This is a genomic window from Amycolatopsis sp. CA-128772 (genome assembly GCF_002904295.1).
In the GTDB taxonomy this organism is placed as follows: domain Bacteria; phylum Actinomycetota; class Actinomycetes; order Mycobacteriales; family Pseudonocardiaceae; genus Amycolatopsis.
The window spans coordinates 112,345-139,243 of record NZ_PPHG01000078.1; the positions used below are offsets into that span (position 1 = coordinate 112,345).

23 protein-coding genes are annotated in these 26,899 nt (G+C 73.4%); 16 read left to right on the forward strand and 7 right to left on the reverse strand.

The window, feature by feature from the left end:
* The 4 genes from nirB to C2L59_RS31970 all read left to right on the forward strand — a co-directional run bounded on the left by nirB (position 1) and on the right by C2L59_RS31970 (position 4,709).
* A complete protein-coding gene (gene nirB / locus C2L59_RS31955) occupies positions 1–2,508 on the forward strand; it encodes a nitrite reductase large subunit NirB (RefSeq protein WP_103353252.1) in 2,508 nt (835 codons plus the stop codon).
* On the forward strand, positions 2,505–2,849 hold the full coding sequence (nirD, locus tag C2L59_RS31960; RefSeq protein WP_103353253.1) for a nitrite reductase small subunit NirD: 345 nt from the start codon (positions 2,505–2,507) through the stop codon (positions 2,847–2,849). Before nirB ends, nirD begins: the two co-directional genes overlap by 4 nt.
* The gene (locus tag C2L59_RS31965; RefSeq protein WP_103353254.1) at positions 2,846–3,949 is read left to right on the forward strand and encodes a uroporphyrinogen-III synthase; all 1,104 of its coding nucleotides are present in this window, start codon (positions 2,846–2,848) and stop codon (positions 3,947–3,949) included. Before nirD ends, C2L59_RS31965 begins: the two co-directional genes overlap by 4 nt.
* 97 nt (positions 3,950–4,046) lie before the next feature.
* Positions 4,047–4,709: a DUF4097 family beta strand repeat-containing protein gene (locus tag C2L59_RS31970; protein WP_103353255.1), complete on the forward strand. Its 663-nt coding sequence runs from the start codon at positions 4,047–4,049 to the stop codon at positions 4,707–4,709.
* 117 nt (positions 4,710–4,826) lie between these two features.
* Here C2L59_RS31970 and C2L59_RS31975 read toward each other — a convergent pair whose 3' ends face one another.
* On the reverse strand, positions 4,827–5,927 hold the full coding sequence (locus tag C2L59_RS31975; RefSeq protein WP_103353256.1) for a DNA glycosylase AlkZ-like family protein: 1,101 nt from the start codon (positions 5,925–5,927) through the stop codon (positions 4,827–4,829).
* Between the two features lie 10 nt (positions 5,928–5,937).
* Positions 5,938–6,333 (reverse strand): DUF3224 domain-containing protein, encoded by a 396-nt coding sequence (locus C2L59_RS31980; protein ID WP_199199353.1) that lies wholly within the window; start codon positions 6,331–6,333, stop codon positions 5,938–5,940.
* A 62-nt stretch (positions 6,334–6,395) separates the two neighbouring features.
* Here C2L59_RS31980 and C2L59_RS31985 point away from each other — a divergent pair, with 62 nt between their 5' ends.
* Positions 6,396–7,364: a YafY family protein gene (locus tag C2L59_RS31985; RefSeq protein WP_103353258.1), complete on the forward strand. Its 969-nt coding sequence runs from the start codon at positions 6,396–6,398 to the stop codon at positions 7,362–7,364.
* The gene (locus C2L59_RS31990) at positions 7,357–8,166 is read left to right on the forward strand and encodes a uroporphyrinogen-III synthase (RefSeq protein WP_103353259.1); all 810 of its coding nucleotides are present in this window, start codon (positions 7,357–7,359) and stop codon (positions 8,164–8,166) included. Before C2L59_RS31985 ends, C2L59_RS31990 begins: the two co-directional genes overlap by 8 nt.
* A 6-nt stretch (positions 8,167–8,172) precedes the next feature.
* Here the strand turns inward: C2L59_RS31990 and C2L59_RS31995 are convergent, their stop codons facing one another.
* Positions 8,173–8,493 (reverse strand): MGMT family protein, encoded by a 321-nt coding sequence (locus C2L59_RS31995; RefSeq protein ID WP_199199354.1) that lies wholly within the window; start codon positions 8,491–8,493, stop codon positions 8,173–8,175.
* A 163-nt stretch (positions 8,494–8,656) separates the two neighbouring features.
* Between C2L59_RS31995 and C2L59_RS32000 the strand changes: the two genes are divergently transcribed.
* Together C2L59_RS32000 and C2L59_RS32005 are read left to right on the forward strand one after the other, a co-directional pair.
* Entirely contained in the window at positions 8,657–11,830 is a 3,174-nt protein-coding gene (locus C2L59_RS32000) for an ATP-dependent DNA helicase (RefSeq protein WP_103353324.1), read from the forward strand.
* 52 nt (positions 11,831–11,882) lie between these two features.
* Positions 11,883–15,122, forward strand: a complete 3,240-nt coding sequence (locus tag C2L59_RS32005; RefSeq protein ID WP_103353325.1) for an ATP-dependent DNA helicase — start codon at positions 11,883–11,885, stop codon at positions 15,120–15,122.
* 125 nt (positions 15,123–15,247) lie between these two features.
* Here the strand turns inward: C2L59_RS32005 and C2L59_RS32010 are convergent, their stop codons facing one another.
* Positions 15,248–15,616, reverse strand: coding sequence for a hypothetical protein (locus C2L59_RS32010; protein ID WP_103353261.1), 369 nt, complete (start codon positions 15,614–15,616; stop codon positions 15,248–15,250).
* Positions 15,617–15,695: 79 nt separating this feature from the next.
* On the opposite strand from C2L59_RS32010, the gene C2L59_RS32015 reads away from it, so the two are divergent.
* Positions 15,696–16,775 (forward strand): TrkA family potassium uptake protein, encoded by a 1,080-nt coding sequence (locus C2L59_RS32015; RefSeq protein ID WP_103353262.1) that lies wholly within the window; start codon positions 15,696–15,698, stop codon positions 16,773–16,775.
* An 81-nt stretch (positions 16,776–16,856) separates the two neighbouring features.
* The gene (locus C2L59_RS32020) at positions 16,857–17,276 is read left to right on the forward strand and encodes a hypothetical protein (protein WP_103353263.1); all 420 of its coding nucleotides are present in this window, start codon (positions 16,857–16,859) and stop codon (positions 17,274–17,276) included.
* On the opposite strand, the gene C2L59_RS32025 is transcribed toward C2L59_RS32020, so the two are convergent.
* On the reverse strand, positions 17,269–18,288 hold the full coding sequence (locus C2L59_RS32025) for a neutral zinc metallopeptidase (protein WP_103353264.1): 1,020 nt from the start codon (positions 18,286–18,288) through the stop codon (positions 17,269–17,271). The two genes, C2L59_RS32020 and C2L59_RS32025, sit on opposite strands and share 8 nt — an antisense overlap.
* Before the next feature lie 250 nt (positions 18,289–18,538).
* Here C2L59_RS32025 and C2L59_RS32030 point away from each other — a divergent pair, with 250 nt between their 5' ends.
* From C2L59_RS32030 to C2L59_RS32050, 5 genes are all read left to right on the forward strand, one after another.
* Entirely contained in the window at positions 18,539–19,744 is a 1,206-nt protein-coding gene (locus C2L59_RS32030; protein WP_103353265.1) for a hypothetical protein, read from the forward strand.
* A 77-nt stretch (positions 19,745–19,821) separates the two neighbouring features.
* Positions 19,822–20,448: a DUF4129 domain-containing protein gene (locus C2L59_RS32035; protein WP_233223794.1), complete on the forward strand. Its 627-nt coding sequence runs from the start codon at positions 19,822–19,824 to the stop codon at positions 20,446–20,448.
* The gene (locus C2L59_RS32040) at positions 20,445–21,584 is read left to right on the forward strand and encodes a DUF4350 domain-containing protein (RefSeq protein ID WP_103353267.1); all 1,140 of its coding nucleotides are present in this window, start codon (positions 20,445–20,447) and stop codon (positions 21,582–21,584) included. Before C2L59_RS32035 ends, C2L59_RS32040 begins: the two co-directional genes overlap by 4 nt.
* Positions 21,581–22,546, forward strand: a complete 966-nt coding sequence (locus C2L59_RS32045; RefSeq protein ID WP_103353268.1) for a MoxR family ATPase — start codon at positions 21,581–21,583, stop codon at positions 22,544–22,546. The genes C2L59_RS32040 and C2L59_RS32045 overlap by 4 nt, the downstream gene beginning before the upstream one ends.
* Before the next feature lies 1 nt (position 22,547).
* Positions 22,548–23,840 carry a DUF58 domain-containing protein gene (locus C2L59_RS32050; RefSeq protein WP_103353269.1) on the forward strand — a complete coding sequence of 431 codons (1,293 nt, stop codon included), beginning with the start codon at positions 22,548–22,550 and terminating at the stop codon, positions 23,838–23,840.
* Here C2L59_RS32050 and C2L59_RS32055 read toward each other — a convergent pair.
* Positions 23,837–24,844, reverse strand: a complete 1,008-nt coding sequence (locus tag C2L59_RS32055; RefSeq protein WP_199199355.1) for a stage II sporulation protein M — start codon at positions 24,842–24,844, stop codon at positions 23,837–23,839. The genes C2L59_RS32050 and C2L59_RS32055 overlap by 4 nt on opposite strands.
* A 34-nt stretch (positions 24,845–24,878) precedes the next feature.
* On the opposite strand from C2L59_RS32055, the gene C2L59_RS32060 reads away from it, so the two are divergent.
* Positions 24,879–25,892 carry an RDD family protein gene (locus C2L59_RS32060; RefSeq protein ID WP_103353271.1) on the forward strand — a complete coding sequence of 338 codons (1,014 nt, stop codon included), beginning with the start codon at positions 24,879–24,881 and terminating at the stop codon, positions 25,890–25,892.
* Here C2L59_RS32060 and C2L59_RS32065 read toward each other — a convergent pair.
* On the reverse strand, positions 25,889–26,869 hold the full coding sequence (locus C2L59_RS32065; RefSeq protein WP_103353272.1) for a neutral zinc metallopeptidase: 981 nt from the start codon (positions 26,867–26,869) through the stop codon (positions 25,889–25,891). The two genes, C2L59_RS32060 and C2L59_RS32065, sit on opposite strands and share 4 nt — an antisense overlap.
* Positions 26,870–26,899 lie beyond the last annotated feature (30 nt).

Below are 26,899 nucleotides of genomic sequence, written 5' to 3' on the forward strand. Positions count from 1 at the left end.
ATGCCCACCCTGGTCGTCGCCGGACACGGCATGGTCGCCCATCGGCTCGTCGAGGCGGTGCGCGCGGAAGATCCTTCCGGCACCTGGCACGTCGTCGTCCTGTCCGAGGAACCGCGCCCGGCGTACGACCGGGTGGCGCTGACCTCCTACGTGGACACGTGGGACCCGGCTTCGCTTGCGCTGCCCGGCTCGGACTACGCGGGCGACTCCTCTGTGGATCTCCGGCTCGGTGAGCCGGCGGTTTCGGTGGACCGGGCCGCTCGCACGGTCACCACAGCGTCCGGAGACGTCGTGTCCTACGACGCCCTGGTGCTGGCCACCGGCTCGCGGCCGTTCGTGCCGCCGGTGCCCGGGCACGACCTGGCCGGCTGCTTCGTCTACCGGACCATCGAGGACCTCGACCGCATCCGCGCCGCCGCGCTCGACAAGCCGGGCCGCGGCCGCCGTTCGGCCGTCGTCATCGGTGGTGGCCTGCTCGGGCTGGAGGCGGCGAAGGCGTTGCGGGACATGGGCTTGTCCCCGCACGTCGTCGAGATGGCGCCGCGGCTGATGCCGCTGCAGGTCGACGAGGGCGGCGGGTCGATGCTCCGCCGGATGATCACGAACCTCGACGTCACCGTCCACACGGGAACGTCCACCAGCTCCATCGAGGCCGACGGCTCACGGTTGCTGGCCAAGCTGGGCAACGGCACCGAGCTCGACGTCGACCTCGTCGTGTTCTCCGCCGGCATCCGGCCGCGCGACGACCTCGCCCGGCAGTCCGGTTTGGACCTCGGCCCACGCGGTGGTGTCCTCACCGACGCCTCCTGCCGCACCAGCGACCCGGCGATCTACGCGATCGGCGAGTGCGCCGCGGTCGAGGGCAAGGTCTACGGCATCGTGGCGCCCGGGTACGCGATGGCGGAGATCGTCGCCGCGCAGCTCACGGGTGGTTCGGGGACCTTCCCGGAGCCGGACACGTCCACCAAGCTGAAGCTGATGGGCGTCGACGTCGCTTCCTTCGGTGACGCGCACGCGACGACCGAAGGCGCGCTGGAAGTCGCCGTCAACGACGCGGTCGCCGGGACGTACAAGAAGCTCGTCGTCACCGACGACGGCAAGACGCTGCTCGGTGGCGTGCTCGTCGGCGACGCGACCGAGTACAACACCCTGCGTGCGCTGGTCGGCCGTCCGCTGCCGGCCGAACCCGGCGCGATCCTCGCCCCGGCGGGCGGTGGCGCCGCGGTCGGCGTCGACGCGCTGCCGGACGCGGCGCAGATCTGCTCGTGCAACGCCGTCTCCAAGGGCGCGATCACGAAGGCCATCCACGAGGACGGCTGCGACACCGTCGGCAAGCTGAAGGCGTGCACCCGGGCGGGCACGGCCTGCGGGTCGTGCGTCCCGCTGCTGGGCCGGCTGCTCAACGCGGCCGGGGTCGAGCAGTCGAAGGCGCTCTGCGAGCACTTCCCGCAGTCGCGCGCGGAGCTGTTCGAGATCGTCCAGGCCACCCGGATCACCACGTTCAGCGAGCTGATCGGCCGTTACGGCTCGGGCAGCGGCTGCGCGATCTGCAAGCCGGCGGTGGCGTCCATCCTGGCCACCCTCGGCAACGGGCACGTGCTCGGCGGCGAGCAGATGACGTTGCAGGACACCAACGACCGGTACCTGGCCAACCTGCAGCGCAACGGCACGTACTCGGTGGTGCCGCGGATCCCGGGCGGTGAGATCACGCCGGAGAAGCTGATCGTGATCGGCGAGGTGGCGCGCGACTTCGGGCTGTACACCAAGATCACCGGCGGCCAGCGGATCGACCTGTTCGGCGCCACGGTGGACCAGCTGCCGCTGATCTGGCGGCGGCTCGTCGAAGCCGGGTTCGAGTCCGGGCACGCCTACGGCAAGGCGCTGCGGACGGTCAAGTCGTGCGTCGGGTCGACGTGGTGCCGCTACGGCGTGCAGGACAGCGTCGGGCTGGCCATCGAGCTGGAGCTGCGTTACCGCGGCCTGCGCTCGCCGCACAAGCTGAAGTCGGCCGTCTCGGGCTGTGCCCGGGAATGCGCCGAGGCGCGGAGCAAGGACTTCGGCATCATCGCCACGGAGAACGGCTGGAACCTCTACGTCGGCGGCAACGGCGGCACCACCCCGCGGCACGCCGACCTCCTGGTGTCCGATGTGGACACTGCGACGCTGATCCGTACGATCGACCGGTTCCTGATGTTCTACGTGCGCACCGCCGACCGGCTGCAGCGGACCGCGCCGTGGATCGAGGAGCTGGACGGCGGCCTCGACCACCTGCGCGCGGTGATCGTCGACGACTCACTCGGCATCTGCGAGGACCTCGACGCGGCGATGGCCAAGCACGTCGACAACTACGCCGACGAGTGGAAGGGAGTCCTCGAGGACCCGGAGAAGCTGGCCCGGTTCTCCTCCTTCGTCAACGCGCCGGGCGCGCCCGACCCGGCGATCTCGTTCCGCGAGGAGCGGGACCAGAAAGTGCCCGTGATGCTGGGAGTTCCGGAGGTGCGGCGATGACCACGTCGATCGAGCGAACCTGGACGGCGGTCTGCCCCGCCGGCGCGGTGCCCGAGTACGCCGGGGTGGCGGCGCTGCTCGACGGCGGCGTGCAGGTGGCGATCTTCCGGCTCCCCGGCGACCGGTTCTTCGCACTGTCCAACTGGGACCCGTGCAGCGGCGCGGCGGTGCTCTCCCGCGGCATCGTCGGCGACGCGGACGGTGTGCCGGTGGTGGCCTCGCCGGTCTACAAAGAACGGTTTGCGCTCGACAGTGGACAGTGCCTGGACGCTTCGGACGTTTCGGTGCCGGTGTACGAGGTGCGCGTGCGGGAAGGCGTCGTCGAAGTGGAGAGCGCGTGACCGATGTGCTCCCACTGGCCGGTTTCGTGATCGGCATCACCGCGGCGCGCCGGGCTGACGAGCTCGGCGCGCTGCTGGTGCGCAAGGGGGCGAGCGTCCGCTACGGCCCGGCGATCCGGATCGTGCCGCTGACGGACGACACCGAGCTGCACGCGGCGACGGCGCGGCTGCTCGCCTCGCCGGTGGACGCGGTGGTCGCGACCACCGGCATCGGCTTCCGGGGCTGGCTGGAGGCGGCCGAGGGCTGGGGGCTGGGGGATCCGCTGCTCGCGCACCTGTCGTCGGCGTCGCTGCTGGCCCGGGGGCCGAAGGTGACCGGCGCGCTCCGGGCGGCCGGGCTGTCGGAGGCGTATTCGCCGGCGTCGGAGAGCAACGCCGAGCTGCTGCAGCACCTGCTCTCGTCGGGGGTCGACGGGCTGCGGATCGCGGTGCAGCTGCACGGGGAGCCCCTGCCGTACTTTGTGGACACCCTGCGCGCGGCCGGGGCGGAGGTCATCGAGATCTCGGTGTACCGCTGGGTCGGCCCGGTGGACCCGGGTCCGGTGGACCGCCTCCTGGACGGCGTCCTGGACGGCTCGATCCACGCACTGCCGTTCACGAGCGCCCCGGCGGCGGCGTCGCTCATCGCGCTGGCCCGCCGCACGGGCCGGCTGCCAGGACTGGTCGAGGCAGTGTCGGGCCCGGTGGTGGCGGCGTGCGTCGGCCCCATAACGGCTGGACCGTTGGCGGCTTTGGGGGTGCCGACGGTCCAGCCGCACCGCGCCCGCATCGGCGCACTGGCCCGCACGGTGGCGGAGACCCTGGTGGCCCGGTCCCCCCGGCTGCGGGCGGGCGGCCGGTCGATCGAGCTGCGCGGCCAGGCGGCGATCGTGGACGGCGAGTGGCGTGAGGTGGCGCCGGCACCGATGGCGTTGTTGCGCGCCTTGGCGGCGTCGCCGGGGAGGGTGGTGTCCCGGCGCGAGCTGATTTCGGCGTTGCCGGGAGGAGGCGAGGAGCACGCGGTGGAGACGGCGATCGGCCGGCTGCGGACCTCGCTGGGGGGCGGGAAGGTGGTCCAGACGGTGGTGAAGCGGGGGTACCGGCTGGCGGTGGACGCCTGACGGCGTGTCAGCGGCCGTGTCAGGGCGGTGGCCTTCCGGTGTCAGCGGGCCCGGCGATGGTGGTTCCAGACACCGAGCCACCACTTAGGAGAATCCGATGCACCAGTTCACCACCCCCGTCCCCATCGCCACCGTCCTTTCGATCCCGGCCGGCCGCGTCCGGTTCGTCGCATCGGTTCGGGAGGACACGGTCGTGCAGGTCCTCCCCGCCGACCCGGCGAAGAGCCGCGACGTGAAGGCGGCCGCGGAGGCGTCAGTGACCTTCGACGACGGCGTCCTGCGGGTCTCGCTCACGGCCAAGAACCAGTACTTCGGCCCGTCCGGCGCGGTCGACGTGACCGTTTCCCTGCCCGAGGGATCGTCGGTCGAGGCCAAGTCGGCCAGCGTGGCGCTGCGGGGCGTCGGCCGCCTCGGCGACGTCACGGTCGAAGGCGCCCACGGCGAGGCGGTCTTCGACAAAGCCACCGGCCTCCACCTGACGGCCCACGCGGGCGACATCTCGGTCGGCCGCCTGACGGGCCCGGCGGAGATCACGACGGGCAAGGGCGACATCCGCATCGCGGAGGCGTCGAGCGGCCACCTGGTCTTGAGCACCCAGGCGGGCGACATCACGGTCGGCGCGGCGGAGGGTGTTTCGGCGTCACTCGACGCGGGGACGACGTACGGCCGGATCCGGAACTCGCTGAGGAACGAGGGGCGGGCGGGGTTGACCATCCAGGCGACCACGTCCTACGGCGACGTCGAGGCGCGCAGCCTGTGAGGGCGGTTCTGGGGTGCCCCGATGCGGCGTTGGCGCCACGTCGGGGCCCTGGGAACGACCGGAACTGTCGGTGCCCACCGGTAGAATGGAAAACGGGGGGCGCCCCCGCAGGCGTGGTCAGCCGACCCAGGTGACTGCGTGCTTCTCGAACCCCCGTGCCGCCGCCACTCGAGCCGCCTCGGCTTCCGCCTCCTCGCGCAGCGCCGGGCGCAGCGGGTCGAACGCCGTCATCGTGAACGTCAGTTTCGCCCCGCTGCCCTTCGTGCGCCACGTGCCCGCGATGTCGCCGTCCGCCAGTAGCACCCCCGGGTTGCCGAGCATCTTCCAGACCTCCTTGCGGCGCGCCGGGTCCGGGACCAGCAGGGCCTTGTCGCGCGCCTGGATGAACGGGTCCAGTGGGGGCAGCAGGCGCACCAGTTCCGGCTCCGGCGGGCTCTCCAACGCCGGGAGCCGGTCCGCGGGCAGGTAGCGGGTCTTGCCTTCGACCTGCACCGAAGCCAAGCCGGATGGCCACGTCCGGTCCACCACCGCGCGGGCGGTGCCCGCGAACTCCGCCGCTTCGCCCGGGGATGCCGGGCCGTTGAGCCGCAGGTAACGCTCGATCACCGCCGTCGCCGCCGCCGGATCGGGGGTTTTGCGCATGCGGCCGCGGCCCTCCAGCGGGGCCAGGGTTGCCGGGGATGCGCCCGAGACCAGGCGGACTCCCGCGTGCGGCGTCGCGATGCGCATCAGCTGCTCCTGGATGTGCGTCGCGTTGCAGCCCCGGCACCAGCGGGAAAACGTCGGCGGCAGGCGCTTGGTGACCGCCGTCGACGCCGCGCCCTTCGTCATCGGTTCCGTGACGACCTCGCGCAACGCCGCGGCCGCGGTGAACACCACTTCGGACGCGCCCAGCCCGGTCGCCGCCATTTCCTTGCGCTGCCACAGCATCCGGGCCTGCGCGTCGGCGTCGTCGAGCGGGATCAGCGCGCGGATCGCCTCCGGGAGGTCCTCGCGGAGGTGGTAGTGCGGCGCGCCGCGCAGCGTCCAGGCCAGGACGAGGCGTTCGTCCTCGAGGAACACCGGGCCGTCGAGCCGGGCCGCCAGGGCGAGCAGCGCGGTGTCGCGCATGCTGTCCTGCAGCCCGGCCCGGACGACCGCGAGGCCGGCGACGTCCGGCGTCGTGCGGTGCAGGCCGTGCTCGGCGATGCGGTAGGCGAGTACCTGACGGCGGTCCACGGGGCAGCTCCTAGAACGCGTACTCGAAGGTGTAGCCGACCTTGTCCTCGCCCATCGCGCCCCCGGCGGTGCCGCTGCCGGTCAGCCCGGCCAGCTCGCCGGTGCCCGAGCCCGGGACGACGGTGAACGTCGAGGCGATGCCCTTCGCGTCGAACGTGTACTCGTGGCGGATGATGAACGTCCCTTCGCGACCCTCGACCTTACCCTCGAAGCGCTCGAAGCTCGGCGACGTCGTCTGCCCGCTTTCGTAGCCTTCGCCCGCGTAGTACAGCAGAAGGTCGCAGCTCGACCCGCCTTCGAGGACCCCGCGGTACGCCATCGTGGCGTGCGCGTACGCCACCCGGGGGCCGCCCTCGGTGCCGCTGACGATCTTCTCTTCCCAGTTCTTCGTGGTGAATGCGTTCATGGGACTCACCCTGCCGGGCATACCTGTCAGCTCGTGTCAGGTATTTCTGCCAAGATCGGGTCATGCGCGCGAGCCGCCTCCTGTCCGTCCTCCTGCTGCTGCAGAACCGCGGCCGGATGACGGCCGAGGAACTCGCCGAAGAGCTCGAGGTTTCGGTGCGGACGGTCTACCGGGACATCGACGCGCTGTCGGCGTCCGGCGTCCCGGTGTACGCCGACCGCGGCCGCACCGGCGGGTACCGGCTGGTCGACGGTTACCGCACCCGGCTCACCGGGATGACCGAGGAAGAGGCCCAGTCGCTGTCGCTGGCCGGGTTGCCGGTGGCGGCGGCCGAGCTCGGCCTCGGCACCGTGCTGGCGGCGGCGCAGCTCAAGCTGTACGCCGCGCTGCCGGCCGAGCTGCGCGACCGCGCCGGGCGCGTCGCCGAGCGGTTCTACCTCGACGTGCCCGGCTGGCACCGGGGGATCGAAAGCCTGCCGGCGCTGTCGGCGATCGCCGACGCCGTGTGGTCGTCGCACCGGATCCGGATCCGCTACGAGCGGTGGGGGCAGCGGGTCGTCGAGCGGGACGTCGAGCCGCTGGGGCTGATCCTCAAGGCGGGCAACTGGTACCTCGCCGGCCGCTGTGACGGTACGGACCGTACCTACCGGATTTCGCGCGTGCTGGAGCTGACCGACCTCGGCGAGGTGTTCGAGCGGCCCGCCGGGTTCGACCTCGCGCGGTACTGGCAGGAGTGGTCCGAGCAGTTCGAACGCCGGATGTACCCGCGCGTCGCGGTGGTGCGGCTTTCGCCGCGGGCGCAGGCTCTCGTACCGTTCTACGCAGGTTCCGTCGGCGCCCGCGCGTTGCGCGATTGCCCGAACGAGCCCGACGCGGACGGCTGGCTCACCGTGGAGCTGCCGGTGGAGCCGGGCGAACCGGCCATCGGCGAACTGCTCCGCTTCGGGCCGCACCTGGAGGTCCTCGAACCGGCGGACCTGCGGGCGGAGCTGGCCGCAGCGATCGAGGAGATGGGCGCGTTCTATGGGTGAGCTGAGCGGGATCGCCATCGGCGTCACGGCCGAACGGCGAGCCGGCGACTTCATCGCGGCCCTCGAGCGCTACGGCGCCGACGTCCGCCACGCGCCGACGATCACCATCGTTCCGCTGGCCTCGGACCCTTCGTTGCGCGCCGGCACCGAGGCGGTGCTGGCGGCCCCGGTCGGCTTCACGGTCGTCACGACGGGCGCGGGCTTCCGCGGCTGGCTCGACGCGGCCGAGGGCTGGGGCCTGCGCGACGGGCTGGTGACGGCATTGGGCCGGTCGCGGATCTACGCGCGCGGGCCGAAGGCCGTCGGCGCGGTCCGTGGCGTGGGCCTGCGGGAGTCCTTTTCGGCCGCATCGGAGTCGAACGCCGAGCTGTTCGGGGCGTTGGCGGCGGCCGGGGTCGGCGGTGAGCGGGTGGCGGTCCAGCTGCACGGGACGCCGCTGCCGGAGCACACGGACCCGCTGGTGCAGGCCGGGGCGGCGCTGGTCGAGGTGCAGCCGTACCGCTGGCATTCCCCGCCGGACGTGACCCCGGTGCACGACCTGATCGACGCGACCTTGGCGGGCGAGCTGGACGCACTGGCCTTCACCAGCGCCCCGGCGGCGGCCAACCTGCTGACGCTGGCGCGGTCGTATGGCCGCTACGAGGAGCTGCTCGCGGCCTTGCGCGGGCGGCTGGTGGTCGCGTGCGTGGGCCCGGTGACGGCGGCACCGCTGGAGGCAGCGGGCGTCGAGACGCTGCAGCCGGACCGCCAGCGCCTGGGCGCGCTGGTGAAGCTGCTGGTCACGAAGCTGGGGAAGGTGTAGCCCGGCTCAGAACAACGACGCCTCGGCTTCCGCCTCTCCGTCCGGCTTCCACCGGTACTTCCGCAGGTCCACGCGCTGGCCGTCAGCCAGCACGCCCTCCGCCCGCAGCCTCTCCAGCTGGTCGTGGACCAGGTGCGGCGCCGGGGTGCCGTTCGCGCGCAGGATCCGGTGCCACGGCAGGTCGTGCCCGTCCTCGGCCAGGATCGCGCCCACCATTCGCGGCGACGGGGCTCCGGCCAGGGCCGCGATGTCGCCGTACGTCGCCACCGTGCCGGCCGGTACCGACTCGATGATCTCCCGCACCCGCTCGTGCAGAACGTCGTCCATGCCGGACACTCTGCCGCACCCCACCGACACTTTCCGCAGCCGTCCGCCGCACCGGGTGTGTGCTTCGCCGTTGTCAAGCGTGCCGGTGCACCACCCGGGGGACCCGGCGTGGTTCCATCGCGGGGTGAACGGGAGGCGAACGGCGCAGGCGAACGCGCGGCTGGTGCGCACGCCGGTCACCGCCACACCCTCGTTCACCTGGGACGAAGGCGCGCGCCGCGTGCTCTCCGCGCCCGGGGGGTTCCTCCGCGTGCTCGGCGGGCCCGGCACCGGCAAGACAGCCCTGCTGGCCTCGGCCGCCACCCGCCGCATCGCCGAGGGCGCCGACCCGGAGAGCGTGCTCGTGCTCACCACGTCCCGCCGGTCCGCCGACGCCCTGCGCGCCGACATCACGCGACGGCTCACCGCCGACCCCGACCTGGCGCGGCCGCTGCCCCGGACCGTCCGCGAACCGCTCGTCCGGACCGTGCACTCCTACGCCTACTCGCTGCTGCGGCTGGAAGCGATGGCCGAGGAACTCCCGCCGCCGCGCCTGCTCGCCGGGGCCGAGCAGGACGTCGTCGTCCGCGAACTGCTGGCCGGGGACCTGGACGAGGAAGCCGAGTACTGGCCCGAGCAGCTGCGGCCCGCCCTGATGGTCCCCGGGTTCGCCGAAGAGCTGCGTGACCTGCTGATGCGCGCCGCCGAACGCGGGCTCGGCCCGGAAGACCTCACCGAGCTGGGCCGCCGCCGTGGGCGCGAGGAATGGATCGCCGCCGGGCAGTTCTGGGCGCAGTACGAAGAGGTCACGCAGCTGCAGGGCGCGGGCGGCAACGCCCTCGGCGTCGCGAGCGCGCCCGCGCTGGACGCCGCCGAGCTCGTCACCTCCGCGCTGCTGGCCCTCGAAGACGACGACGAGCTGCGCGAACGCGAGCGCACCCGCGTCCGGCACCTGTTCGTCGACGACGCCCACCACCTCGATCCGCTGCAGACCAGCCTGGTCCGGGTGATCGGGCACACCGCGGCCGAGTTCGTGGTGGCCGGCGACCCCGACCAGAACGTGTTCTCCTTCCGCGGCGCCGACGCGCGCCTGTTCGCCGACGCCGACCCGGACGGCAGCCGGACCGTCACGCTCACCACCGCGCACCGGCTCGCCCCGGCCGTGCGGCTCGCGGTGGCCAAGATCGGCGCGACGCTGCCGGGTGCGTCGCCGCACCGCAAGATCGTCCCGCCCCCGGGGGCGACGGGCGGGAACGTCCGCGTGCGCGTGATGCCGACCCCGGCCGCCGAGGCGAGCTGGATCGCCGACCAGCTCCGCCGCGCGCACCTCGTCGACGGCGTGCCGTGGTCGGAGATCGCGGTGCTCGTCCGGTCGCCGGCGCGCACTTTCCTGGTGCTGCAACGTGCTTTGCGCGCGGCCGGCGTCCCGATCGGGTCGGCGACCGAAGAGCTGCCGCTGGCCCGCCAGCCCGCGGTGCGGCCGTTGCTGGCCGTGCTGAAACTCGCGCCGTCGCCCGACCTGCTCGACGTCGACCTCGCCGAAATGCTGCTGTCGTCCGCGCTCGGCGGCGCGGATCCGCTGGCGCTGCGGCGGTTGCGGCGCGGCCTGCGCCGCCTCGAACTGGCCGGCGGCGGCCAGCGGTCGAGCGACGAGCTGCTCGTGGAAGCGTTGCGCGGCGGCGACATCCTCGCCGGGCTGGCCGACGCCGAGGCCGAACCCGTGCGGCGCGTCGGCGGCCTGCTGCGCGTCACGCACCAGGCGGTGGCGCGCGGCGACGGCGTCGAGCAGGTGCTGTGGCAGCTGTGGCGGGAAAGCGGGCTGCAGGAGAAACTGCTGAAGCAGGTCGATCGGGGCGGATCGCTTGGCGCGCAGGCGGATCGCGATCTCGACGCCGTCGTCGCGCTGTTCGACGCCGCGGGCCGGTACGTCGACCGGCTGCCCCGCGCGAGTGTCGCGTCCTTTGCGGACTACCTCGGCGCGCAACGGATCGCCGGTGACACGCTGGCGCCGGCGGCCGTGCCGTCCGACGGCGTTTCGCTGCTCACCGCGCACGCCGCCGCCGGTCGCGAGTGGACGGTCGTCGCCGTCGCCGGCGTCCAGGAGGGCGCGTGGCCGGACCTGCGGCTGCGCGGATCCGTGCTGGGCGTGGAACGGCTGAAGGACCTGATGGCCGGCGTCGACGACGACGCCGTGTCCCAGACCGCGCCGATCCTCGCCGAGGAGCGGCGCCTGTTCTACCTCGCGATGAGCCGGGCGAAGCAGACGCTGCTGGTCACGGCGGTGTCGGGGGAGGACGAGCAGCCGTCCCGGTTCCTCGACGACCTGGAGGAGAACGGCGCCGACGATGGCGGGCTCGACTCGCGGATGAAGCCGCCGGGCCGGTCGCTGGTGCTCGCCGAGCTGGTGGGGGAGCTGCGCGAGGTCGTCTGCGACGACAAGGCGGAGCCGGAACGCCGCCGCCGCGCGGCGAAGCAGCTGGCGCGGTTGGCCGAGGCGAAGGTGCCGGGCGCGCACCCGTCGACGTGGTACGGCCTGCTGCCGGCGTCCACCGACGAGCCGGTGCACCCGCCGGGCGACCTGATCCGGATCTCACCGTCCACAGTGGAAATTCTGGCGAAGTGCCCGCTGCGCTGGATGGTCGAGCGCCACGGCGGCAGCGACCCGGCGCAGCTGGCGGCGGTGACCGGGACGCTGGTGCACGGGCTCGCGCAGGCCGTGGCGTCCGGCAGCACGGACGCCGAGCTGCAGGCCGCGCTGGACGAGGCTTGGGTGCGCGTCGACGCCGGCGCGCCGTGGTTCTCGCGGCGGGAGCGTAGGCGCGTCGAGCAGATGCTGCGCAACTTCACCACGTGGCTGGAGCAAAGCCGGGCGGAGCTCAAGGAAGCGGGAGTCGAGCAGGACATCGAGGTCGAGCTGCCGGTCGGGGGCTCGGACGAGGTCCGGGTGCTGCTGCGCGGGCGGGTCGACCGGGTGGAGCTGGACTCCTCGGGGCGGCCGGTGATCGTGGACATCAAGACGGGCAAGGTCCCGGTGTCCGGCGCGGAGGCGGAGGCGCACCCGCAGCTGGCGGCCTACCAGCTGGCCGTGCTGCTGGGCGCGATCGAGGGCCGGACGGAGGCGGGCGGCGCGCGGCTGGTGTACGTCGCGAAGGCGAACAACAAGACGGGTTCGACGGAACGGTCCCAGCCGCCGATGGACGAGGTGGCCGGCAAGCAGTGGCTGGAGCTGGTCCAGAAGGCGGCGGCCTCGGCGGCCGGGCCGGACTACCAGGCGCAGGAGAACCCGGACTGCGACCGGTGTCCCGCGCGCGGCTGCTGCCCGCTGCGCCCCGAAGGCCGTCAGGTGCCAGGCCCGTGACCGCGACCACGAAAGCGGCACTTTCACGTGAAAGTGCCCGCTGGGGGTGGGTGTGAGCCCGCTTCTCGTTGCCAATCCCGTCGAGCCCGCCGAACTCGCCGATGCGCTCGGCCTGCACCGGCCGACGCCCGAGCAGGCCACCGTCATCGCCGCGCCCGTCGAACCTTCGCTCGTCGTCGCCGGGGCCGGGGCCGGGAAAACCGAAACCATGGCCGCGCGGGTCGTCTGGCTCGTCGCCAACGGGATCGTCAGCCCCGATCGCGTCCTCGGCCTGACCTTCACCCGGAAAGCCGCGCGCCAGCTCGGCGAACGCGTCCGCGCCAGGCTGCGTCGCCTCGCCGGGTCGGGCCTCCTCGACCGGCTCGACCCCACCGGCGGGCTGCGGTCCACTGTGGTCGCCGGCGAACCGACCGTCCTCACCTACCACGCCTACGCCGGGCGCCTGCTCTCCGAACACGGCCTGCGCCTGCCGGTCCAGCCCGGGGTCCGGCTGCTGTCGGAAACTTCGTCGTGGCAGATCGCGCACCGCGTGGTGTCCACTTGGGACAACGAGCTCGACACCGACCGGGTGCCGCCGACCGTGACCGCCGATCTGCTCGCGCTGGCCGGCGAACTCGGCGAACACCTCGTCTCGACCGAGCAGCTCGCCGACTACACGACCTGGCTGTGCCGCGTCATCGAAAACGCGCCGCGCGCCAAGGGGCAGCGGGCCGGGCTGCCGCAGAAGCTGACCGAAATCATGGCGGCGCAGCACTTCCGGCTCGCGCTGCTGCCGCTCGTCGACGACTACCACCGCCGCAAGCGCAACGAAGGCGCGCTGGACTTCGCCGACCAGATGTCGCTCGCCGCCCAGCTGGCCGGCGGGTACCCGTCGGTCGTGCGCGGCGAGCGGGAGCGCTACGGCGCCGTCCTGCTCGACGAGTACCAGGACACCGGGCACGCCCAGCGCGTGCTGCTGCGCGCGTTGTTCGGCGGCGTCGAGCACCCGCCGATGCCGGTCACCGCCGTCGGCGACCCGGCGCAGGCCATCTACGGCTGGCGCGGCGCCAGCGCGGCCAACCTGCCCCGGTTCACCACGGACTTCCCGCGCTTCGACGGCGAACGGCTCGTTCCCGCCCACGAATTCGGGCTGCTGACCAGTTTCCGCAACCCGCCGGAGATCCTGGACCTCGCGAACGCGATCGCCGAACCGCTGCGCGCCCGCGGCCTCGGCGTCGAACGGCTGCGGGCGCGCGAAGGCGCCGGGCCCGCGGACATCGCGTGCGCGCTGCTGCCGGACATCCGCGCCGAACGCGAGTGGGTCGCCGAGGCGGTCGCGCGGCGCTGGCACGCCCAGCAGGAGGGCACCGGCAAGCCGCCGACCGCCGCGGTGCTCGTGCGGCGCCGCGCCGACATGGCCCCGATCGCCGCCGAGCTGCGGGCGCGCGGGCTGCCGGTCGAGGTCGTCGGGCTCGGCGGCCTGCTGGACGAGCCCGAGGTCGCGGACCTCGTTTCGACGCTGAAGGTGCTCGCGGACCCGCTGTCCGGCAGTGCGGCGGCCCGGCTCCTGACCGGGTCGCGCTGGCGGCTCGCGGCCGCCGACGTCGCCGCGTTGTGGCGGCGGGCCGGGGAACTGTCGAGCCCGGAGAAGGCGGACACACCGGAGCTGGTCGTCGAGCGCGTCGAGCAGGCGGGGCTGATCGACGCCATCGACGAGCCGGGCGATCCGGCGCGGTATTCCGAGGAGGGGTACCGGCGGATCCGGCGGATCGGCTGGGAGCTGGCCGCGCTGCGGCGGCGGCTCGACCAGTCGCTGCCGGAGCTCGTCGCCGATGTCGAACGCACGATGCTGCTGGACGTCGAATCACTGGCGCGCCCGGGATCCGCGGGGCGGGCGCACCTGGACGCGTTCGCCGAAGTCGTCACCGACTACGCCGAGACGGCCCCGACGGCGACCCTCCTGTCCTTTGTGGACTACCTGAACACCGCCGCGCACGCCGAAGACGGGCTCACTCCGGGCGAGGTCGAGGTCGTGCCGGACCGGGTGCAGGTGCTGACCGTGCACTCGGCGAAGGGTCTGGAGTGGGAGGTCGTCGCGGTGCCGCACCTGGTGCACGAGGTGTTCCCCGGCCGGCGGCGGTCGTCGTCGTGGCTGCGGACCGCGACGTCGCTGCCCGCCGCGTTGCGCGGTGACGCCGAAGACCTGCCGGAGCTGCGGATCGCCGAGGGCTACGACCGCAAGGAAGTCCAAGAAGGACTGGAGCTGCACGAAGCCGGGTTCGTCGAGCGGGAGCAGTCGGAGGAACGGCGGCTCTGCTACGTCGCGCTGACGCGGTCGGAGCACGCGCTGATCGTCTCCGGGCACTGGTGGAACGAGAGCAGCAGCCGGGCCAAGGGGCCGTCGGAGTTCCTCACCGAGATCGGCGACGTGCTGCGCGAGACCGGCGTCGGACAGCTCGCCGAGTGGGCGCCGGAACCGGCCAAGGACGACGAAAACCCGCTGGTGTCGGACTCGCGCGCGGGGCGCTGGCCGGTGGACCCCCTCGCCGACCGCCGCACCGGGGTGCAGACCGGGGTGGAGCTGGTGTCCGAGGCGATGGCGTCAGCGCCGGATTCCCCGGACGAAGACGGCGACGATCCGGACGGCTGGATGACCGACACCGACGTCCTGCTGGAGGAGTGGGCGCGCAAGGACGACCAGGTCAAGCGGGTCCCGCTGCCGTCGCGGCTGTCGGTGAGCCAGCTGGTCGCCCTGGCCGACGACGCGGCCCGGCTGGCCGGCGACCTGCGCCGGCCGCTCCCGGTGGAACCCAACAGCTTCGCCCGCCGCGGCACGGAGTTCCACGGCTGGCTGGAGCGCCGCTTCGCGGGCGACCAGCTCATCGAGATCGACGACCTCCCGGGCGCGGCCGACTTCGGCGAGGCCCCCGACGCGGACTTCGAGGAACTGCAGACGGAGTTCGAGAAGAGCGAGTGGGCGGCGCGCGTCCCGGTGGCGGTGGAGGTGACGTTCTCGGCGGACGTCGAGGGCATCACGTTGCGCGGCCGCATGGACGCGGTCTTCGCCGACCCCGACGGCGGCTGGACGGTGGTCGACTGGAAGACGGGCGCGGTCCCGCCGGAGTCCCGCATCCCGGCGTTGTCGGTCCAGCTGGCGGCCTACCGGATGGCGTGGGCGGCGCTGAAGGAGGTCCCGGTCGAGCGGGTGCGGGCGGCGTTCCACTACGTCCGCGCGAACCGCACGATCCGCCCGGCCGACCTCCTGTCCCCGGACGCCCTCCGCGGCCTGCTCCGCGACCTCCCCGAGGCGTGATCAGGCCCGTAACTCGCGTGATCAGAGCCGGAACTCGCGTGATTGAGCCCGGAACTCGCGTGATTGAGCCCGGAACTCGCGAGTTACGGCTTCAATCACGCGAGTCACGGGCCTGATCACGCGGGTTACGCGTTGTCGCGGACCTTGAGGGCCCAGGCGATCAGGGGCCACTGCAGCGGGAGGCGGGCCCAGGCGATCGCGCGGCGGGGGAGCGGGGCCGAAGCGGCGTCCACCGCCATCTTCACGTTCCCCGGGAACACGCCCAGGAACAGCAACGCCGCCGCCAAGCCGCCGAGACGGCGGGTGCGCGGCGTCGCCACCGCGGCCGCGACCGCCAGCTCCGCCACCCCCGATCCGTATGTCCAGGCCCGGCGCGACCCCGGCAGCGACCGCGGGATCAGGCCGTCGAAGGGCTTGGGGACCGCGAAGTGCAGGACGCCCATGAAACCCAGCGCGCCCGCCAGTACGTGCGCGGGTCGTTGCGAAGTTGCCATGAACTCATCGTTTCACGCGGCGGGCGGGTGTCCGGTTCGGCTATCCTCCGGGCGTGAGTGACGCTCGACACGAGCCAGCATGAGGGCCCTCAAGCGGTTGCCGCTGGGCAGTCTCACCGATCGGCCCGACCACGAGCTCGTCGGCGTCCTGCGGATGCCGGAGCTGACCGTCAGCCCGCTGCGGTCGATCGTCAAGCGGATCATCGGGGCGACGCTGGCGCTGCTGCTCACCGTGATCATCGTCTACGTCGACCGGGACGGCTACCGCGACGCCAACGGGGACGGGCTGTCCCTGCTGGACAGCCTCTACTACGCCACCGTCTCGCTGTCGACCACCGGCTACGGCGACATCGCGCCGGCCACGTCGTCCGCCCGGCTGGTGAACGTGCTGGTGATCACCCCGCTGCGGGTGCTCTTCCTCATCGTCCTGGTCGGGACCACCCTGGAGGTGCTCACCGAGCGCTCCCGGCAGGCGTTCAAGATCCAGAAGTGGAGGACGAAGGTGCGCGACCACACGGTCGTCGTCGGGTTCGGCACCAAGGGCCGGTCCGCCGTCAACGCGCTGCTCGGCGACGAGAACGTCGCCCCGGGCCAGATCGTCGTCGTCGACACCGACCAGCAGGCCCTGGACGCGGCGAGCGCGCTCGGCCTCGTCGCCGTGCACGGCTCGGCCACCCGGGCGGACGTCCTGCGGGTGGCCGCCGTCCAGCACGCGCGCGCGGTCGTCGTCGCCCCGAACCGCGACGACACGGCGGTGCTCGTCACGCTCACCGCCCGCGAGCTGGCGCCCAAGGCGCACATCGTCGCGTCGGTGCGGGAGGCGGAGAACGTCCACCTGCTCAAGCAGTCGGGCGCCAACCAGGTCGTCGTCTCCAGCGAGACGGCCGGGCGGCTGCTCGGCATGGCGACGTCGACGCCGCTGGTCGTGGACATCATGGAGGACCTGCTCACGCCCGAGTCGGGGCTGGCGATCGCCGAGCGGCCGGTCGAACCGTCCGAAGAGGGCGGTTCGCCGCGGCACCTGTCCGACCTGGTGCTCGGCGTGGTCCGCGACGGCGTCCTGTACCGCGTCGACGCCCCGCAGGCCGACGCCATCGAACCGGGCGACAAGCTGCTTTACGTCAAAAAGGTCACCCAGGCGGAGAAGATCGAGCGGTAACCGGGGCGCCTGGGTTTCGGCCGCGGAATCTGGAACCATGGCGACGTGCCCCCGCGACCCCTCGCCCTCAAGTGGCCCACGGTGGCGATTCCCGCCGCGGCGGGCGTGCTCGTCGTGCTGCTGGCCTGGCTCGCCGGGCCCGGGCTGCTGGGGATCGGCAACGACGTCCTGGGCGCGCCGGTGCTGGCCGAGGTCACCAAGCCGGCGCCGTGCGGGCAGGCCGACGCGCGGGAAACGGTGAAGTTCACCGCCGCCGGGAAGACCCACGAAGGCACGCTCGACGGCTGCGGGCACGGCCAGGGTGAACGCGTCGAGGTCGCCGTGCCGGAGGCGCTGCCGGACCAGGGCGCGGTCACCGTCACCCTCGCGGACACCTCGATGGGCGCCTCCGACGCCCGGCGCCCGCTCGGGCTCGCGCTGCTGGTGTTCGCCTGCTTCTCCGGCGGGATGTTCGTCTACCTGTGGCTGAGCATCCCGCTGCGGCCCAAGACGGCTAGCTGACCTCGGACGACGGCGCCGCGAAGGTGTTGCAGTCGGCGATCCGGTTGCTCGTCGCGCCCGCTCGCCACCAGGACGCGTAGTGCGCGTTGGTGCCGTGGTCGTGGCTGCGGGAGGTGTTGTCCCCGCGGGTCTCCTGGTCGTTCCACGCTTTGTTGTACATGTCGCGGGTGATCGTGCCGCCCTGGTCGACGTGCGCGCCGAGGAACATTCCCGAGAAGCACTGGGCCTGCAGTTCCTTGCGCCGCGACATCTCCAGCCCGGCCGGGCTGTTCTGGCCGGCCTCGTAGATCTTCTGCCAGGCCGCGTCCATCAGCCCGGCGACCTCCTGGACGTGGTGGCCGTACTCGTGGGCGAACAGGGCCAGGTAGACACCCGGGTTGTTGCCGTACTGGTCGGTCTGCAGGCCGCGGAACGGGACGTACAGGTTGTTTTCGCAGTAGTACGCGGCCGTCGCGATGCCGACCTGGATGGTGCCGCACTCGGTCTCGAAGCTCGCGCCGGTCGGGAAGTGCAACGCCGGCGGCGTGAACGGCAGGTGGTAGGCCTCGAGGAACGGGCCCCACGCCGCGTCGAGGCACTTGCTCGCCGCGGTGAAGAACGCTTCCGCACCGGCCTGCGTGCTCTGCCAGGCCGGCAGCGTGCAGACGCGGTTCTGCAGGCCCGCGTTGGGGTCCTGCAGGATCGGGTGGTCGGCGAGCTTGAGGACCTTCTGCGGGCCGGTCGGGCTGGGCGTCGGCAGCTCGCTCGACGGGGCCGACGCCGACGCCGGGGCGCCCGCGCCGCCGGGCGGGAGCTGCGAAGGGACGTCCTGGGACGATGGGGTGTCGCGGAAGTTCGCGTTCGCCAGCGGGGTGTCGGTGCGGTTGAGGGCCACGATCGCGACCAGCCCGAGCACCAGCACGGCCACCGCGCCGAGGCACACGCCGATCACCGCCGCCGGCGAGCGGCGCCTCGGCGCGGACACGGTGTGCGGACGGCCGAGCCACGGGAGATCCGGTTGCGCATCCGGCACCGGCGGCGGCTGGACGGTTCCGCGAGGCGGTTCCTGGCCGTAGGGCGGTTGCGTCACTAGGCAGTCCCGAAGGGTCTCGGTACGGACCGGGGGTACCCGATCCCGCCATTCAGCATATCGGGGGAACGGGCCGTCTCGCACCCGTCCGTGCGCACCGGGTCACCGCGGCCGGACGTCACCCCAGGTCTGACCGGGTGCAAGCGGCTCTGAGAGAGTGTCCGCAAGCAAGCACTGCAGGCGAGGGGCTTCGATGACAAACACCGGTGGCGCGCCCGGCGGCGAGGGCGCCGACACGCCGACACCGAGCCAGGGCGTCCCCCAGGCTCAGGCCCCCGGATCGGGTGAGCCCAAAGCACCCGAAGATCACTCGCCGTCACCGGCGACGCCGCCGCGAGGCTGGCAGGCGCCGGACACGCAGGCCACTCCGCCGCCCGGCTGGGAGGCACCCGGCGCCCCGGCCGCGCCGCCGCCGGGCCGGCAGGCCCCGCCGCCGGCGCACGGCGGCCCGCAGTACGCACAGCAGCCGCAGTACGGGCAACAGCCGCGGTGGAACCCGCACGGCCTCGGCAAGCCCGGCGTGATCGCGCTGCGGCCGCTGAACATCGGCGACATCCTCGACGGCGCGATCACCGCGATCCGCCGCCACCCGCTGCTCGTGCTCGGCATCGGCGCGGTGATGGCGGTGATCACCGCGGCCGTCACGTTCCTCGTGCAGAAGTTCGCACTCGCCGACCTCGAAAGCCTGGCCACGACGGTCCGGCTCGGCCCGGCCGCGACCGACGAAGAGCTGCGCAACGCCGTGTTCGGCACGTTCGGCGACGCGCTGATCGTGCTGATTTCCTCCAGCTTGGTCTCGACGGTGCTGCTGACCGTCACCACCGGCCTGATGGCCGCGGTGATGGGCCGCGCCGCGCTGGGCCGCGAAGTCACCTTCGGCGTCGTGTGGCGGGACGTGCAGCCGCGGCTGCTGCCGCTGCTCGGCGTCGCGTTCGGCTACGCGCTCCTGACCACGTTGGGCGTGATGCTGTGCATCATCCCGGGCGTGGTCGCCTGGGTGTTCTGGGCGCTGGCCGCCCCGGCGCTGGTGCTGGAGCGCGGGACGTTCCGGCAGGCGTTCTCGCGGTCGGTCAAGCTGGTCAGCGGGGCGTTCTGGCGGGTGCTCGGCATCCTGGTGCTGGCGAAGATCATCGAGGCGTTCTTCGAGGAGATCGTCTCGCTGCCGTTCACCCTGGGCAGCGGCCTGTTCGGTCAGATGCTGAACCCGGGCAAGGTGACCGTGCCGAGCACCGGCGACCTGCTGCTGCAGTCGGCCGGGCAGATCATCGCCGGCACCATCGCGATCCCGTTCGTCACGCTGGTCACCGTGATCGTCTACCTGGACCAGCGGATGCGCCGCGAAGGCATGGACATCGAGCTGGCCCGCGCGGCCGGGGTCCAGCCGCCGCAGGCATGGTGACGTTGCTGCGTCTTCCGGGGCCGGGCCCCGGACCCCAGCCGGGGGGCCAGCCCCCCTGGGCCCCCCGGCAGCGCTGGCTGATCGACGTCCCGGTCGACATCGACCGGGACTCGGCGCGGCGCGCGGCGGCCGGGGAGCTGGGCGACCCGAAGTACCGGGACGCCCAGCCGAACCTCCTGCAGCAGATCGCGCAGTGGCTCGGGGAGCAGCTGGAGAAGCTGCTGAACACCCTGTCCTCCGGCCTGCCGGGCGGGATCTTCGGGCTGGTGCTGCTCGTCGTGCTGGTGATCGTGCTCGTCGTGGTGATCCGGCTGCGGACCGGCAAGGTCGCCCGCGCTGCCCGGGCCGAGCGCGTCGTCTTCGGCGAAGCGCGCCGGAGTGCGGCCGACTACCGCCGGTCGGCCGCGGAAGCCGCGGCCGCCGGCCGGTTCGACGACGCCGTCCGCGATCGCTTCCGCGCCGTCGTGCGGGCCCTGGAGGAACGCGCGCTGCTCGACACGCGCTCCGGCCGGACGGCGGACGAGGCCGCGGCCGAGGCGGGCGTGCTGCTGCCGAACGTCGCGGACCGGCTGCGCCGGGGCGCGCGGCTCTTCGACGACGTCCACTACGGCGGCCGCGAAGGCACCGAAGCCGCCTACCAGGCGCTGACCGAGCTCGACGAACTCTGCCGCCGTGAGCGACCGGTCGCCATGGCGGGCTCGTGACCACCTCGGTTTCGCCGGACCTGCGCCGGATCTGGCGCGGCGCCCGCATCCCGCTCGCCCTGGTGGCCCTGATCTTCGTCGCCGGCGCCCTGCTCCTCCTCGCCCGCGGCGAGCAGACGCACGGCGCACTCGAACCCGGCTCGTACGAACCCGGCGGCGCGCACGCCCTCGCGAAACTGCTCGAGGACCAGGGGGTCGACGTCCGGACGGCGCACTCGCTCGCCGAAGCGGACGACGCGATCGGCAAGGACGCGACGCTGCTCGTCACCGAGCCCGATCTGGTCCCGCAGAAGCGGTTCGACGCGCTGCGCTCGGGCGCGGCCGACGTCGTCCTGGTGACGCCGGGGACGCGGACGCTGCTGGACTCGCTGCCGCTGGTGCACCCGGCCGGCCGGAGCGACGTCGGGACGCTGAGCCCGCAGTGCACGGTCGCCGCGGCGGTCGCGGCCGGGAACGTCACGCTCGGCGGGACCGGCTACGCGTCGCCCGGCGCGCGCTCGTGCTACCCCGGCGAAGACGGCGGCGGCACGCTGCTGCAGCTCGCCGGCTCCGGCGGCACGACGACGCTGCTCGGTTCGCCGGCGCCGCTGACCAACGCGCGGCTCGCCGAAGAGGGCAACGCGGCGCTGGCGCTGCGCCTGCTGGGCGCGCACCCGAAGCTCGTCTGGTACCTGCCCTCCGCCGCGGACCCGGCGCTGGACGACTCCCGCAAGTCGTTCTTCGACCTGATCCCGGACGGCTGGTACTACGGCGCCGCGCAGGTGGGCGTGGCCGTGGCGCTGCTGGCGCTGTGGCGGGGCCGCCGGCTCGGCCCGGTGGTCACCGAGCCGCTGCCGATCGTCGTGCGGGCGGCCGAAACGGCGGAAGGCCGCGCCCGGCTGTACCGGCGCGCGAAAGCCGCCGGCCACGCGGGTGAGACGCTGCGGGACGCGGCGCGGACCCGCCTGCGGACGACGCTCGGCCTGCCGCGCGACGCCGACGCGCAGGCTTTGGTGACGGCGGTGAGCACGCGGACCGGCCGCCCGGCGAACGACGTCGGTGCGGTCCTGTACGGCCCGCCGGTGCCGGACGACCCGGCGCTGGTCCGGCTGGCGGGCGAACTGGACAGGGTGGAACGAGAGGCGGGGCGAACTTGACCAGCGAGAACGCGACGGGGGCCCGGGACGCGTTGATCGCGTTGCGCGCCGAAGTCGGCAAGGCCGTCGTCGGCAACGACGCCGCGGTCACCGGGCTGATCCTGGCCCTGCTCTGCCGGGGCCACGTGCTGCTCGAAGGCGTCCCGGGCGTGGCGAAGACGCTGCTGGTGCGCGCCTTGGCCGCGGCGCTGGACCTGGAGACCACGCGCGTGCAGTTCACGCCGGACCTGATGCCCGGCGATGTCACCGGCTCGATCGTCTACGACGCGCACAGCGGCGAGTTCTCCTTCCGCGAGGGCCCGGTGTTCACGAACCTGCTGCTCGCCGACGAGATCAACCGGACGCCGCCGAAGACGCAGTCGTCGCTGCTGGAGGCGATGGAGGAGCGGCAGGTCTCGCTCGACGGCAAGTCGCGGCCGCTGCCGGACCCGTTCATCGTGGTCGCCACCCAGAACCCGGTGGAGTACGAGGGCACCTACCCGCTGCCGGAGGCGCAGCTGGACCGGTTCCTGCTCAAGCTGACCATGCCGGCGCCGTCGCGCGAGGACGAGATCGGCATCCTCTGGCGGCACGCGCAGGGTTTCGACCCGCGCAACCTCGCGGCGGCGGGCCTCAAGGCGGTCGCCGGGGCGGCGGAGCTGGCCGCGGCGCGCGAAGCCGTGGCCCGCGTGACGATCGGGCCCGAGGTGATCGGGTACGTCGTCGACCTGTGCCGGGCGACGCGGCAGCTGCCGTCGGTGCGGATCGGCGTCTCCCCGCGTGGCGCCACGGCGTTGCTCGCGGTCGCCCGCGCCTGGGCGTGGCTCGCCGGGCGCGACTACGCGACCCCCGACGACGTCAAGGCCCTCGCCCGGCCGGCCCTGCGGCACCGCCTGGACGTGCGGCCGGAGGCCGAGCTGGAAGGCGTCACCGCGGACGGCGTGCTGGACCGCGTGCTCGCGTCCGTGCCCGTGCCGCGCTGACATGGCCGTCACCGGAAGGCTCGGGCTGCTCGCGCTGTTCGGCGCACTGGTGGTCGGGTTGCTCCTGCCGTCGGCCACCGGGCTGCTGGCGGCCGGCGCGGTGCTGCTGGTGCTCGTCGTCGCCGACCTGGCGCTGGCGGGCAGCGTGCGGACGCTGACGTTTTCGCGTTCGGGCGACACCTCGGTTCGGCTCGGCGAGCCGTGCGAGGTGACGCTGGTCGTCGCGAACCCCGGCGGGCGGACCGTGCGCGGTGCGCTGCGGGACGCGTGGCCGCCTTCGGCGGGCGCGGCCGACCGGCATTCTCTGCGCGTCCCGCCGGGGGAACGGCGGGCGTTCGTGACCGCGCTGCGGCCGTCGCGGCGCGGCGACCGCACGGCGGCGCGGGTGACGGTCCGCTCGGTGGGCCCGCTCGGGCTGGCCGCGCGGCAGGGTTCGCACGAGGTGCCGTGGACGGTCCGCGTGCTGCCGCCGTTCCACAGCCGCAAGCACCTGCCGTCGCGGCTGGCGCGGCTGCAGCAGCTGGACGGCCGCAACGCGGTGCTGATCCGCGGCCAGGGCACGGAATTCGACTCGCTGCGCGAGTACGTGATCGGCGACGACGTGCGGTCCATCGACTGGCGGGCGACCGCGCGGGCGGCGGACGTGATGGTCCGGACCTGGCGCCCGGAGCGCGACCGCCAGGTGGTACTGGTGCTCGACACGGGCCGGGTTTCGGCGGGCCGGGTGGGCGACGCGCCCCGCCTCGACGCGGCGATGGACGCGGCGTTGCTGCTGGCGGCCTTGGCGTCCCGGGCCGGCGACCGCGTCGACCTGCTGGCCTACGACCGGCGGCTGCGGGCGGCGGTGCAGGGATCGTCGGGGGCCGCGCTGCTGACGTCGCTGGTGAACGCGATGGCGCCGCTGGAGCCGACGCTGGTCGAGACGGACGCGCGGGGGATGGTCGCGGAGGTGCTCAAGCGGACCCGCCGGCGCGCGCTGGTGGTGCTGCTGACCGGACTGGACGCGGCGCCGCTGGAAGAGGGCCTGTTCCCGGTGCTGAGCTCGCTGACCACGCGGCACGAGCTGATCGTGGCGTCGGTGGCGGACCCGCGGGTGGCGGAGATGCTGTCCGGCCGCGGCGACGCGGAAGCGGTCTACGACGCGGCATCGGCGTCACGGACGACGGCCGAGCGCCTGCGGATGACCGAGCGGCTGGCCCGGCACGGCGTGGGTGTCGTGGACGCGGTGCCGGAGGAACTGCCGCCGGCGTTGGCGGACCGGTATCTGGCGCTGAAGGCCGCGGGACGGCTCTAGGCCGCTTCGGGCAGCGCGTCGCCGGCGTCGCGCGCGTCGAGGTCGCCGACTTCGCCGTCCTTCGCCGCGCGGCGGCCGAGCGTGAACACGTAGACCAGGAACAGCACTTCCACCAGCGCGCCGATGCCCACGCGCAGCCACGTCGGCCAGCCCGACGGCGTCACGAACGCTTCGATGATGCCGGACACGAACAGCACGCACGTCAGCCCGAGCGCCATCACGACCACCGCGCGGCCCTGCTCGGCGAGCGCGGCGGTGCGGGAGCGGCGGCCCGGGTCGAGCACCGTCCAGCCGAGTTTCAGGCCGGTGCCCGCCGCGACGAACACCGCCGTCAGCTCCAGGAGGCCGTGCGGGAGCAGGAGACCGATCATCACGTCGCCGCGGCCGGCCGCGCTCATCGCGCCGATGATCAGCCCGGCGTTGAGCGAGTTCAGCCAGAGCGCGCCGATCACCGGCAGGCCCAGCGCGACGCCGAGGAAGAGGCAGGTCGCCGCGACCCAGGCGTTGTTCGTCCAGACGCGGGCGGCGAACGACGTCGCCGGGCCGGTCGAGTAGTAGGTTTCCGCGTCGCCGCCGGGTTTGGTGAGCTCGTTCAGCCCCTCGGGCGACGCGATCGACGCCCGCACGACCGGGTCGCGCGCGACCCAGACGGCGATCACCGCCATCACCGCGATCGACACGAGCGCGGCCGGGATCCACCACCGCCGCGCCAGGTAGACCGCGGCGGGGAACCGGCGCGTGAAGAACAGGGCGACCTCGCGCCAGGCGGGGTTGTGCGACCCGGAAACCGCCGACCGGCCCCGGGCGACCAGCCCGGACAGCCGTCCGACGAGTGCCGGGTCGGGCGCCACCGACCGGACGATCGACAGGTGCGTCGCCGCCCGCTGGTAGAGCGTCACCAGCTCGTCGGCTTCGGGCCCGGTCAGCTTGCCGCCGCGGCGCGTCAGCTCGCCGAGCCGGTTCCACTCCGCCGCGTGCGCCGCGACGAAGACGTCCACATCCACGCCCACCACCCTAGCCGTCGTTACGCTGGGACTCGTGCACGAGGAATCGGAGCTGGTCACCGGCGAAGCGGTCGTCCTGGATTTGCGGGTGGCCAAGCTCGCCAGCCGCGCTCTGGCGATGGCGCTGGACGTGCTCGTGCAGCTCGCGGCGCTGGTGGGCGTGGGCATGCTGCTGGCGTTCGCGGTGCCCGAAACCGACGAAGCGCTCTTCGTGACGCTGCTGCTCGTGACGCTGGTGCTGGTGATGGTCGGCTACCCGGTGGTGTTCGAGACGCTCTCGCGCGGCCGGTCCCTGGGCAAGATGGCGCTGGGCCTGCGCGTGGTCCGCGTCGACGGCGGCCCGATCCGGTTCCGCCACGCGCTGGTCCGCGGCCTGGCGGGGTTCGTGGTGGACTTCTGGGCGCTGGGGCTGTTCGGGGCGGTCGCGGTGATCGTCTCGCTGGTTTCGTCCAACGGCCGCCGCGTCGGCGACTTCCTGGCCGGCACGCTGGTGGTCCGCGAGCGCGTCCCGGCGAGCGCCGGCTACGCGGCGATCACGATGCCGCCGGGGCTGGCGGGCTGGGCGGCGCAGCTGGACCTGACCCGCCTGCCGGACGACCTGGCCCTGGCGAGCCGCCAGTTCCTGGCCCGGTTCGGCGAGCTGCGCCCGGAGGCGTCGCACGCGCTGGGGTGGGGGCTGGCGCAGCAGGTGGGCAACGCACTGGGGACACCGGTGCCGGCGGGCGTGCCACCGTGGGCGTTCCTGGCGGCGGTGCTGGCCGAGCGGCGCCGGCGGGACCACGCCCGGGCGTTCAGCGGGTACGCGGGGCCGGGGTATGCGGCGGGGCCGGGCTTTGGCGGGCCCGGTTATCCGGCTGGGGCGGGTGTTGCTGGGCCGGGGTCCCCGCCGGGGCCGGGCGTTTCCGGGCCGAATCATCCGGCGGGGCCGGGCTTTGCGGCCGGGGGTCAGTACCCGGCGGCCGTCTCGCAGCCGGGTCCGGTCGATCCGCCGACGCCGCCGTCGGGGACCGCGGTGCCCGTGGAAAACCCGTTCACCCCGCCGAGCTAGGACACGTCACCCGAGTTCGACAGCCACGTGTTGCACTGCTGGTTGCGGTTCTTCGTCGCGCCGTGCTGCCACCAGCTGATGTTGTGCTTGGCCGAGCCGTGGTCGCGTTTGCCGTTGCGGGCGTAGTCGTCGCCGCGGTCCTGGGCGTTCCAGGCTTCGTTGTAGAGGTTCTTGTCCACCGAGCCGCCGGAGACCGAGGCCGAGCCGAGGAACATGCCCGAGAAGCACTGCGCCTCGAGTTCCATGCGCCGCGACAGTTCCAGGCCGGCCGCCGAGTCCGCGCCCGCGTCGTAGCGCTGGTTGCCGTACGCCTCCGAGATGCCCGCCAGGTTCTGGACGTGGTGGCCGTATTCGTGGGCCAGGATCGACAGGTACGGGCCGGGGTGGTTGCCCCACGCCTCGATCTCGATGCGGTCCATCGGCAGGTAGATCGTGTCGTTGGCGGGGCAGTAGAACGGGGTGACGCCGGTGGTGGTGCCGCCGCTGCCGCACGGGGTCGACGACTCCGACAGCGACCGCGGCACGGCCAGCTTCGGCGTCTCGAACGGCAGGTCCGCCGCGCCGAGCATGCGCGACCACATCGCGTCGAGGCAGCCGATGCCGGACTGGAAGAACCGGGTGGCGCTGTCCTGGTCGGTGGCCCAGCGGCTCAGCGAGCACGGGATGTTCTGCAGCCCGTAGTCCGCCCGCGCGAAGAGCGGGTTGTCCCCGGTCGCGGCGACCGACCGCGGCCCGGCGGGTGGCTGCGAGGTGGGAGCTCCGCGCTGGCTGCGGCGGGTGGCGGTGGTTTCCCCGGCCGACGAGGGGGTGGTCGCGGTGGTGGTGGCTTCGGTGGTGGTTTCGTCGCTGGTGGTCGGGTAGGTGCTGGAGTAACCGGCGTCGGCGACGTGCTGCTTCCGCGGCCCGGAAAGCGCAACGGCGGCCACGAGCCCCCCGGCCACGGCAACGATCGCGAAGACGGCCACGGCGACGATCACCCCGGCATTCGACTTCTTGGCGACATAGGG